Origin of the sequence: uncultured Proteiniphilum sp. (genome assembly GCF_937873925.1) — a bacterium.
In the GTDB taxonomy this organism is placed as follows: Bacteria; Bacteroidota; Bacteroidia; order Bacteroidales; family Dysgonomonadaceae; genus Proteiniphilum.
The window spans coordinates 1-11,312 of sequence record NZ_CALNAT010000194.1; the positions used below are offsets into that span (position 1 = coordinate 1).

The 11,312-nt window shown below is 39.7% G+C and carries 12 protein-coding genes; 7 read left to right on the forward strand and 5 right to left on the reverse strand.

The features are described 5' to 3' along the window. Positions 1–515: 515 nt before the first annotated feature. Both Q0502_RS13260 and Q0502_RS13265 read right to left on the reverse strand, forming a co-directional pair. A complete protein-coding gene (locus Q0502_RS13260; protein WP_298651482.1) occupies positions 516–818 on the reverse strand; it encodes a PAAR domain-containing protein in 303 nt (100 codons plus the stop codon). 43 nt (positions 819–861) lie between these two features. Further along, entirely contained in the window at positions 862–1,548 is a 687-nt protein-coding gene (locus Q0502_RS13265) for a phage baseplate assembly protein V (protein WP_298651485.1), read from the reverse strand. Between the two features lie 393 nt (positions 1,549–1,941). Between Q0502_RS13265 and Q0502_RS13270 the strand changes: the two genes are divergently transcribed. Further along, positions 1,942–2,880 (forward strand): DMT family transporter, encoded by a 939-nt coding sequence (locus Q0502_RS13270; protein ID WP_298651487.1) that lies wholly within the window; start codon positions 1,942–1,944, stop codon positions 2,878–2,880. 180 nt (positions 2,881–3,060) lie between these two features. Here the strand turns inward: Q0502_RS13270 and Q0502_RS13275 are convergent, their stop codons facing one another. Next, the gene (locus Q0502_RS13275) at positions 3,061–3,378 is read right to left on the reverse strand and encodes a PDDEXK nuclease domain-containing protein (RefSeq protein WP_298651489.1); all 318 of its coding nucleotides are present in this window, start codon (positions 3,376–3,378) and stop codon (positions 3,061–3,063) included. A 301-nt stretch (positions 3,379–3,679) separates the two neighbouring features. Here Q0502_RS13275 and Q0502_RS13280 point away from each other — a divergent pair, with 301 nt between their 5' ends. Then, positions 3,680–4,102 (forward strand): DUF6146 family protein, encoded by a 423-nt coding sequence (locus Q0502_RS13280; RefSeq protein WP_298651491.1) that lies wholly within the window; start codon positions 3,680–3,682, stop codon positions 4,100–4,102. Positions 4,103–5,270: 1,168 nt separating this feature from the next. After that, positions 5,271–6,626: a serine hydrolase domain-containing protein gene (locus Q0502_RS13285; protein WP_298651494.1), complete on the forward strand. Its 1,356-nt coding sequence runs from the start codon at positions 5,271–5,273 to the stop codon at positions 6,624–6,626. A gap of 563 nt (positions 6,627–7,189) precedes the next feature. Here Q0502_RS13285 and Q0502_RS13290 read toward each other — a convergent pair. Further along, positions 7,190–7,699, reverse strand: a complete 510-nt coding sequence (locus tag Q0502_RS13290) for a hypothetical protein (RefSeq protein WP_298651497.1) — start codon at positions 7,697–7,699, stop codon at positions 7,190–7,192. Positions 7,700–7,855: 156 nt separating this feature from the next. On the opposite strand from Q0502_RS13290, the gene Q0502_RS19055 reads away from it, so the two are divergent. The 4 genes from Q0502_RS19055 (at position 7,856) to Q0502_RS13300 (ending at position 10,396) form a co-directional block, all read left to right on the forward strand. Then, complete coding sequence (locus Q0502_RS19055) at positions 7,856–7,954, forward strand: DUF6043 family protein (protein WP_366521796.1); 99 nt, start codon at positions 7,856–7,858, stop codon at positions 7,952–7,954. A gap of 551 nt (positions 7,955–8,505) precedes the next feature. Beyond that, positions 8,506–9,876, forward strand: coding sequence for an AAA family ATPase (locus Q0502_RS13295; RefSeq protein WP_298651500.1), 1,371 nt, complete (start codon positions 8,506–8,508; stop codon positions 9,874–9,876). A 22-nt stretch (positions 9,877–9,898) separates the two neighbouring features. Continuing rightward, positions 9,899–10,024: a hypothetical protein gene (locus Q0502_RS19060; protein WP_366521797.1), complete on the forward strand. Its 126-nt coding sequence runs from the start codon at positions 9,899–9,901 to the stop codon at positions 10,022–10,024. Positions 10,025–10,126: 102 nt separating this feature from the next. Beyond that, positions 10,127–10,396, forward strand: a complete 270-nt coding sequence (locus Q0502_RS13300) for a hypothetical protein (RefSeq protein ID WP_298651505.1) — start codon at positions 10,127–10,129, stop codon at positions 10,394–10,396. 231 nt (positions 10,397–10,627) lie between these two features. Here the strand turns inward: Q0502_RS13300 and Q0502_RS13305 are convergent. Continuing rightward, positions 10,628–11,312: Fic family protein (locus Q0502_RS13305; RefSeq protein ID WP_298651503.1), on the reverse strand; the 685-nt coding region annotated here is incomplete at its 5' end.

Genomic DNA, 11,312 nt, shown 5'->3' on the forward strand with positions numbered 1-11,312 from the left:
AATACCTGCCTGTCACGCAGGGGGTCGCGGGTTCGAGTCCCGTCCATACCGCAAATAATGTTGAAAATCAACAAGTTGCAAAACAAACACCCGATTTTACACCCTAAAAGGTTAAAGTCGGGTGTTTTGTTTTTAGGATAGATTCCACTGCGAGATATAGTCAATTCGTTTTCCGTCATCATAAGTATATTCTTCAATGAATTTTCTTTGGATTGAATACACATAAAGATCATATCATCCTCCGATGTATTACACAAACTCCTTATTCCTTCAGGAGAGACTTTTACTATACTGCGTCGGGTTGATATTCCTTATATAACATACTTATTTATAAAAATACATTTTTAATTTTTGCCTACTAAAGAAGATTCGCTCTATTTGAGAAAGAATTATTGGAACGATGGGAAAAACAAAGCGAACCAATTGGCCGGCTATGCTCCGGAATAATTAACAAGTGTCTGCTCGAAGTCTTATAAATTTACTCAATATCTCCTAATCCAAATGTTGCACTTTAACTATCCTCCTATTATAACTGTCGGACATCCTGTGACAATGCTGCCGCCGTGGTCAGTAGAGTCACCCATGCGGGCTGCCGGCTTTCCTCCTATCATAACCGTTGCCGAACCTTTTACGATAGAGGAGGGAGGACCGGTACAAACACAAGTATCCCCCATCACAGCGGCTGGAAGACTCCCGATTAATACAGTCGGCACTCCCGGTCCGAGAATAGGTCCACCTATATGAGGAATAGGAGAGGGAAAAGCCGGAGTTTGCATCGAACAGCTATGCATATCCGTTATTCTTGCTGCTATTGGCATATCGTTTTTAATTTTGATTTTTATTATAATTCATTTCTCCTTCCTAATTTATCATCACTATCGCTCCTTTTACTGTTGTTTGTCCCGAGGCGGATAATTCGGCAGCCGCCATACCTGACATTTTTAAATTCGCCTGGGCTTTTCCTTCTATATTTATTCCCTGTAGATTAAGAGTTGTTCCGGCTTTGGATTCCAAGGTTGTTCCGGCTTCGATCTTTATTCCGGTTTGGGCTTTCAGGGTGATTGATTTTGCCGATTGGATGGTAATCCCGTTATCATTCAATTCTATTGTGTTTTTATTTTGGTCTGTCAGAGAGAGTCCTTTGTTTTCATCGCTGATTGTAATGACATTCTTCTCTGGCGTTTCCAATGTAATGGTTTTCTTGTCGTCGTCAAATTCCAGTTTCATTTTCGATCTGGTAATAATGGATTGAACCGAATTTTGTTCTTTCAGTTCGTGTGGAGGTGGTGAATACAGTGTACCTAAAATAACAGGGCGTGACGGATCATTGTTGAAAAAGCCAAGGATAACTGCATCACCTTTTTTCGGAATAAAAAAAGATCCGAAAGGGTTATTTCCCGAAAAATTAGCAAGTTGTGCCCGAAGTTTCCTTTCTCCGCCTGAAGGATCGGCAATCGTTACTTCTATTTTAAATTCCTTGCCCGGATCTTCTGTCAATTTTGTTACTATTGCTGTCTGCAATCCCAAATTCTCTGGTATTTTTTCCATGATTTATTCTGTTTATTGTTATTCATTCTATTTTTCTTGATTATAACTGTTTTGCAGTTCGTAAGCCAACAGTAGCCTTTTTTATTTTTCTTTGTTTTGCTACTGCAAATATCGGTTATTATTATAAATATAGAAACCTAATGGTTACGGATTCTTTACCTGACAAATAGGAAAATTCTCTTTTTAAAACATGACTACCCTCAAATTGATTTGAGATGGGAAGAAGTCGGATTATCCTTTCAGGTGCAGTTTGTGAAGATCGAATCAATGAAAGTGATTCTTGCTTATAACCTTAAAAAGAGGAGATGATTAAGCATATTTTTATTTTTTCATTTTGGATTTCTTTATTTCCAAATGTTGTACTTTTGCATCCGTTTATTGAAAATGTAAAATATGAACGGAAAAGCAAAAGGATATATACTAGGGACCATCGCTGCCGCCACATACGGAATGAATCCATTATTCGCGCTTCCACTATACCAGGCGGGAATGGATCCGGATTCCGTGCTGTTTTTCCGCTATCTGTTCGCGATCCCTATTTTGGGAATTATGATCAAGGTGCGTGGACGTAATTTCAAGTTAAAACAAAAGGAAATCTTACCCTTAATTGCTTTAGGACTTCTGGTGGCTCTTTCTTCACTAACCCTTTTCCAGAGTTATAATTTCATGGAAGCCGGAATAGCATCGACCCTGTTATTTGTTTACCCCATCATGGTAGCCCTGATTATGGTAGCCTTTTTCAAAGAGAAAATATCCTTGCTGACTATACTGTGCATTTTGTTGGCATTGGGAGGTATTGCATTGCTTTTTAAAGGGAGCGACGGTTCGACTTTAAGCCTGACAGGAACCCTACTGGTTATGGCCTCGGCTTTATCGTATGCTATTTATATCGTCGGAGTGAACCGTCCCATACTAAAAGACGTCGCTACTCTCAAAATTACTTTTTATGTTCTGCTGTTCGGACTTTCTCTATTCCTGATACGTGTCAATTTGGGGGTAAACCTGATAATGCCGGAGAAATGGTATCTCTGGTTTAATCTTATAGCGCTGGCGGTCTTCCCGACAGCCATATCGTTTCTTTGCACCACCAGCGCAATTCAATATATCGGTTCCACACCAACCGCTATACTTGGTGCATTGGAACCTGTAACAGCCGTTTTTTTCGGAGTAATAGTGTTTGGTGAGACACTCACTTTGCGTATTATCTGCGGGATTATATTGATCATTCTGGCCGTAGCAATCATCGTTGCAGACAGCAATATTAAAATCTATCTGATACGTTTCCGCAAGATGTTTCCGAAACTTCCGACAAAGAAACCTATTCGCCCATAACCGAATTATTTACCTAATACGTCTTTGACTGATTGTGTCAAAGGGGTTCTCTTTGATTTCTCGGATCATTATCTCGCTCATAAAGATTTTTCTTTTACTATTCCAGCAGACATTATTTACTCCCGACGTTTGTATTTGGGCGGGAGGCTCCTGCTCAAATATCTATTTGTTAACTCCTGCCTAATTAAATATCTCACGTAATTTTCTCTGTAATAATCTCTTATCAGGAAGTTGGGTCTTATATGCTGAAACCATTGTCGGGGATAGAGAACGGCTTAAAGCATATTCTACCACTTCACTGTCTTTATCTTTACATAACAGAATACCAATACTTGGATTTTCGTTTTGTTTTTTTACATCCCGGTCTAATGCTTCCAGATAGAAATCCAATTGTCCCAAGTGTTCAGGTCTGAATTTATCGGCTTTTAACTCATATGTTGCGTAGCCATTTATGTTGGCACCCGATCCTAATTCTCTGTATATAAGTCTTACAACCATTTTCAACACAACATAAATAACCACGCAAAGTTAGCACATATCCTACAGGGAATCTAAAAAATCCATTAGTTTTTTGTCACTCTTCCATTGTTTCTATCCTTTTATCTTTTCTTTAATTTCATCTATTTCTCCAAATAATTTGTTATATATAGTAGGTCGGTAAATTTATGCATAGGTTACTGATAATCAAGGAAACAAGTAATATGTTTTTTATAAGGCGTAATCTGCTTACAATTAACAAATTACGATACGATCGCAACTTTTTACCGGACTGTTGATAGTATATCAAAAACCGATGGTTATGAAACAGATATTTTATTTATTTTTATTTGCGGTTTTGTCATTTATAGTTGCTTGTTCAGGGCCAAAAGGGATTGTAAAGATTGAACCGAACGAAAAGGAGGTTATGCAAGAGGATTCCGTCGAATACGAGCTGATTGTATTCGATACGGGATTCGAAACATGGTATATGCTTCAGAATTCTCCGGCGAAATACCGTTCACAACAGTATTACGAAAACTGGAACTACCAATATGTTTCAGCCTGGAATTATAATGCTACCCAGACCCGGAGAAGATCATTCTTTCAGCCAATTTACGGGTATGAACAGGGGGTGGATTATGGCTTTGAGCTGAACCATAAACTGTTTTATTATTTTCAGTATGTGGAACATATTTTGGGAATAGAGATTATGCCAAACGGTCCCAGAAGTTTGACTTTTTAAGGAACGAACCGGAATTTACTCACTATATCTGGCAAAATAACTCAATAAAATGAGTAAATAACTCAATAGATTCATTAAAATTAGATTCTTTCTTTCAAGCTATTTCTTCTTGCAACCGACAGTAAATTCTAAAAACCGGCCAATGGGGCTCTTTCTCATTAAAATCGTCTCGTTAAATTACGCTCTTTTAGGTTAGAACAATACACCCTGTTTCGGCCGACCAGGATAAATATCAAAAGGATGAATCAATTGGGAATTCACACCGCATCCTATCAGAGCAAGTCTCAGAAAAGTATTTTGAGCAAGGTTGATAAGCCAGTTCGAACGTATAATGCCGTATTAATGGCGCGTTCCAGTTCCCTGACATTCCAGTTGTTTTTTATTGCTTCCACTTCGTAGAATAGGCGTTCAAGTGGATCATTGAATCTTATAGTTAGATTGAGGTTAACTACTTTTTCTGCATTCAATTGTAGTTGACAATGCGTTTGATAAACATTATCAATTAATTGGTCGAAATTTTGTAGCTTAACTATCCTCGGAATAAGATATAAAGTAGAAAAGTAATGAATTTCTGTAGATTACTTCCACCTTACGGATAAAACCGGTCTCCTTTGAGTGCCTGTCCTCATCACCATGGCTCGTTAAAAAGATTTTTGCTGACAGCTAATGGAGCATACACAACTCAAAGTGAGAAAACCTTCGGCATCCGGGGGGCAGTATTGTATCTTCTGGCAATATCACCTCCTGACCTTTCTCTGCAAGCAACAGAACGCCTTCTTTATCTTTACTCAAAGCCAATCTTTGGAACAATGCTGTACTGATTTGGCGTTTCAACTCTCTAAAACTCCAATTTTCTGTTACTGCTTGTTTCTCGAAGAGTTTTCCCTAAATTGCCTACAACGGTCACGGGTATGAAATGTAGCGGATTGTGGAACTGCATTTCTATCACCCGTTAAGAACCTTGCTGCCAGCATCAACGCTTCTCATACTATTAAAACCGCTATATTTTATACCCGATGTTGTGTACTGTTATTTGTCATTACGAATCTCTCTAAATAATTCGAAATATTTTTTCAAACTTTTTCGAACAGTACTTTGAAATACAAAATACTTTAGTTAGCTTTGTATTTCAAAGTACTTTGTATTTATAAAAAGAAAGATCAGGACTATGAACACTAAAATATTATTTGGAACAATAATGACGCTGGCACTGTTTACCACAACATATGCACAGACGGTGGACAAAGCCAAACTCGATCAATTTTTTGACCGGCTTGCCGAAAAGAATAAGGCGATGGGAAGTCTCGTCATCGTCAAAGACAGTAAGGTCCTTTACACCCGCACTATCGGCTACAGCCGGATTAGCGGCACCGAAAAGAAACCTTTAACCGCGACGAGCAGGTTCCGGATCGGCTCGATCACCAAAATGTTCACTGCCGCGATGATCCTGCAACTCGTAGATGAAGGAAAATTGAAGCTGACCGACACACTCGACAAATTCTTGCCGCAAGTGCCGAACGCCAATAAGATTACTATCCTGCAAATACTCTCGCATCGAAGCGGTATCCCTAACATAGGCCGTGAGGAGAATGGTCAGGGGAATATGAAAACAACCCCCATGACAAAAGAAGAACACCTCGCCCTTATTGTAAAAGCCAGACCCGATTTCGAGCCGGATACAAAGTCTCTTTACAGCAACTCCGGCTATTTCGTTTTGGGTATTATAATTGAAAAGTTAACCGGCAAATCCTACGAGGCGGCCCTTCAGGAAAAAATTGCCACAAAGATCGGGCTCAGGGATACCTACACCGCGACCGGGAACATTGACGTGAACAAGAATGAAAGTCTTACTTATTTTATGGTCCCTGGTGGTGACTGGAAACAGGTACCCGAAACCCATCCAGGTCTCCTCTTCAGCGCAGGTGCAATTGTTTCGACGCCGAACGACCTTGCCAGATTCATTCAGGCGCTGTTCGACGGGAAGATCGTGTCAAAGGAGAGCCTCGATCAGATGAAAATGATGAGGGAAGGCGAGGGGTCAGGAATGGTGACATTCGAGTTCGCCGACAAGACTTTCTACGGGCACACGGGCGGGGCTGACAATTACGGAGCGTGGGTGGCTTACCAGCCGGAAGAAAAACTGGCCGTCGCCTACACCACGAATGCGAAGGTTTACCCGGTAAAGGATATTGTGGGCGGCGTTGTCGATATTTACTACAATAAACCGTTTCAGATTCCCACCTTTGAATCAATCGCTATCAGCCCGGAAGTGCTGGACAAATACATCGGAGTTTATACGACAACCGACGCTCCCGTGAAATTTACGATCACCAGAGAAGGCACCACGCTTTATGCGCAACCGCCTGGGGCACAATCCACGGTCCCGCTTGAAGCAACGGCCCAGGATAAATTCAAAATTGATAACGGCACCCCTACGGGCATCGTTATTGAATTCGACACCACGAAAAGCCAGATGACGATAAAACGGGACGGCAGGGAAAGGTTTTTTACGAAGGAAAAGTAACCGATTTCACTCCTCAGCCATCCCAATCTGAGATGTCAGTATGGGATGGTCGCTGTAATAGCACACAGTGTCTTCTTTGGGCAATAAAGATGAAACATTCGTAAATACGAATTTTCTAACATGCGTAAACCCGGTTTTGTTGTCTTTATTATTTAATCTAAATTATTCATTATTAGCTGCGTGCTTTGTGTTTGTTTCCTTTTGCATTTGAGCAAGATGTTTGTTGGAATATACAATAAACGATGAACCCAAATCTTCTAATCAGAAGTATGTTACAACAGAGAGAGGCCGAAGGTTCTTAGGAGGATTTGAGATATAAAATATATCCTTAAATTTGTGGAAACACTTAAATATTTGGATTCTGTATGAAAAATAAAATCAGTACAAGCGACAGAAGTATAGAAAATGCTGGCATACCAATGGAATGTGTTTTTATTTGATGGCTATTTGACAAAAAGGAGAGGTTGTGCTATAATGTGCTAATATACAGAGTGTTTTATTTGATGGTTATTTGATAGGATTATCAGCAAATACGAAAAATGTGACTCGAAACAACAAACAGATTATGATTTCTTGAGTTTATTGATATGTTTCAATAAGCGTTCAAAATAAGAAAACATGGTTTCTCCTTTCTTTACCGGAAAAGTTTGTAAGGATAAGGTGAAATTATCCAGCAAGGCATCATAAGCTTTGAAATTCTCGCGCAACACATTCTCGTCTGCGGTTTCCCAATACCCGCTTTCATCTTTCATCTCGAAATCCGATAAGTATTTATTGCTCAGATATCTGAAAAGATTTATGATTATAGCATGGGTGGCCATCCCGGCAAATTGGGTTTTAGCAGATAGATGATAAATGTAATTCCTTTCGGTTTCATTTTTGGAATTTCCGAAAAAGAGCACACGTGTAGGACAAACCATGACACCATTGGAGAGAAACGTTAAAGAAATTGTTTCACATTTCGAGGGCGTGAAACTAATCCCATAGATGGATTCGAGATTTTCTTGATTATCAAGAGTGTTGTTCGGGAAAGAACGTTCGTCAATTTCATATTTCCATCTATAAATATTCACAATGTCCTTTACTTCCTCAATTAAATGAGGTAAGGAAGTGGCATCTTTAATTTGCCCACGATAATAAATACATAAACCCATAATTGTGTATTGAGGTGTAAAAGTAGTGATTTTTTGCGAGAAGCTGATTATCTTTGTAATAGCGAAAAGAATTTTATGGGTCAACAGGAATTTAAAGACTTTAAGCAACGTATAAAAGAATGGATGGACACATATCCGGAGGAATACGATTGCTTTGAAGAAACAATGCAATGAACCGGAAGGTGAATGCCGCTTATCGGAAAATTCTTAGAATTATAATCTAAGTTTTGAAAGTAAACTTTCAAAAACTTTGAAAATATTCGGAGCCGATTTGGAGTTTTTAGGAGTTTCTTTTCGTTGTATCCAATCGAGCATCCGTTCGTACCAAGAGAATCCGGATGCAAAACCGCGCTTTTCCCCTGTTTTGGCCGGATATCTGCCGGAATGACAGCACCTCAAAGCCCTATTTTACGTGGGACGAGTGCCAAAAGGTTTTCTTCAAAATGGCTGGATATGCTCTGGATTATGCACTTTGGCAAATTTTTCGACCATATTATCTTAGATAACTTTTTTCTTTTCATCAAAAGATACAAGAGTCTGACTGATTCCTTGTGTTGTTTTGGTGAAAATTTAAAAAAATCCTATTTACGCGCCAAAACCTGGAAAATGTGTATATTTGCATCACAATAAAACCTTGGAAAGGTGTGATTTTATATTGACATAAAACCTTGGAAAGGTGTGAATCTTCTATCTGAACAGTTTAAATAGCATTGTATATAGTCTGTATGAAAAGAAAAATATATCAAAAATTGCTCGCATGGAAGCAAGAACGGAAGGGGGATGTGGCCCTTTTGATTGAAGGTGCCAGACGTATAGGCAAAAGTTATATTGTTGAAGAGTTTGCGCGTAACGAATATGATTCTTATATCCTTGTGGATTTTAGCACGGTGAATCCTCAGGTGATAGAGTTCTTCGATCTCTATTTGGATGATCTTGATACACTCATCCTTAATTTGGAGGTCTATTTCAAACAAAAACTCACTCCCCGTCAGTCGGCAGATGAAGAGGCTCGTTCTCTTGTCATCTTTGATGAAGTGCAGTTCTGCCCTCGCGCTCGTGCCAGCATTAAGCATCTGGTGGCCGATCATCGATATGATTATATAGAAACCGGCTCACTTATCTCTATCAAAAAGAACGTGAAGAACATCATGCTGCCATCAGAGGAACATGCCATCGAGATGTATCCCATGGACTTCGAGGAGTTTCTTTGGGCCATGGGAGATGAGGTGATGATGCCCTATATTCGTCATCAATTTGAGAATCGCCAACCCATGGGAACATTCCATCGCAGAGCCTTGGATTACTTCCGTCAGTATCTTATCGTAGGTGGTATGCCACAAGCGGTTGCTAAATACATGGAGAAACGGGATTTCGAAAGGGTCGATGAAGTGAAACGTGATATTATCGCACTTTATCGAAATGACATTCGTAAATATGCCGATAGTCAGGAGACCAAAGTCTCGGCTATCTTTGAAGAGATCCCGGCTCAGCTACAAAAGCATGAAAAGAAGTTCCGCCTTTCCGCCTTGCAGGATGAAGCTCGAATGCGTGATTACTCGGATGCTTTCTTTTGGTTAAGCGATGCGAAAATCATCAACTGTAGCTATAATTCCACGGAACCAGGCATCGGACTGAAACTGAACGAGGAACGTACCACATTGAAATGCTATATGGGTGATACCGGACTGCTCATCAGTCATGCCTTTGATGAACGAGGTATTGTTAGCCAGGAGTTATACCGGAAGTTGATGTTCGACAAACTGGAGGTAAATGCAGGCATGTTAGTCGAAAATATAGTGGCACAAATGCTGCGGGCATCAAACCACAAACTTTACTTTTTCAGTAATTATTCAAAAACATCAGCGGATGACCGGATGGAGATAGATTTCCTTATCTCCAAAGCTGTAACAACCAGCCGGCATAACATTTCTCCAATAGAGGTAAAATCAGGCAATCGATATGCAATCACCTCGTTAAAGAAATGTATCGCGAAGTATGGCAATCAGCTCTCTACGCCTTATGTTCTCCACGATAAGGATTTAAAAGAGGATAATGGCATTGTTTATCTTCCACTGTATATGACTCCGTTGTTGTAAACATGATATTTGGGTTTTGAGTATGTTTTTAGTGAGCATCCTATTTTATTTATGTAGAAAAAAATCAGATTCAATTCTGGGTGCAATAATTTGTCATTCCGCTTTCAATTTGGGCATGATTTATTGTATCTTCTACTTCTTGAACTGAATAGAAATACAAAAACTTCCGTTAATCGCTCAATTAATTCAGTATATGACTTTGATTCTCCCGGAATCATATTGGTTTGCATACTTCGGTAATCGGCCTCCCATGCAACAGCATTATCGGAGCGGTAGTACAAAGCAGGAATTAAAAGGTGCTGCCTTAGATAAGTTCATGCTTCAAAAGAAAGGAAAGCGATGGGATGATGGGGTACCCGTTCCTCATGTTTCTGTATCCGATTTAAGACAGGAAACTGCTGTATTATATGCAAAAGAGCATGATTTTATTACTAACGCTGAATATAGAGAAATCAATGAAACTAAACAGACCTTATCATCAGAAGAACTTGGAGAAATAGTTGAAAAAGGCATATTATAGTCATCAGGTGCAAAGGGAAGAGGTGCAAAATATTTTTTCAAAAAATAATCGTTCATTAATTGTTCGTATTGTTCGTTATTTTTGTAATTATTGGCCAAATTCGGCTCACGCGCTTCAAAACATAGAATATAGAGAGTAAGACCGGCTGCCAACGCTCTCTGCTTCACCTGAATATGTCCGGCCCCTTTGTACATGCCACCCGATATGTCGACTGGAATTTGTTCATTGTTCTTATTTTGATGGATCTTTTTTTAATTCAAATCCTTTCCCGGTCAATCGATAGCGTTGTCCCGGATGATTCGGAGTATTAGGGTAGGTCATTTCTACGTAACCGAACTCAATAGCCGGATAGAGATAGTTCTTTAAGAAGTTATCTCTGCCTTTCAATTCCAACGCTTCTTGCAGCTCCTCACGTGTCGAACTTTCATCGATTATATGAACTATCTTTCTGATTGATCTCAGTGTTTCTTCGGGAATACTATTCTTTACAGCTTGTCCTGTAGCTTGTCCTGTAGCTTGTCCTGTAGCTTGTCCTGTAGCTTGTCCTGTAGTACCGACTTCTGAATCCTTCCTCCAGATGATAATTTTAAAAAAATCTTCCTGAATGAATTCCGGCTCTTTTGGCAATCCTGCGCTCTTGCACCAGCGGATGATATCACCCGTACCTGTTCCCATCCGCTCGATATAACCGGCGAGGTACATCGGTTCCGCCAGTAAAAGATTAGCAGGGATGGAACTATGCGGCTTTTTTAATTTTTCGGGAGTCAGGCCATACGGCAATCGCCCCGGATTCCATATTTCCAACCGGTCTTTAAACAACATGACCTGTACACTGGCATTACTATTATAATCGCGATGTGCAACCGCATATGTAAAGCCCTGTGTTATGTAAAGTTTCTCCATACTATCTACTATA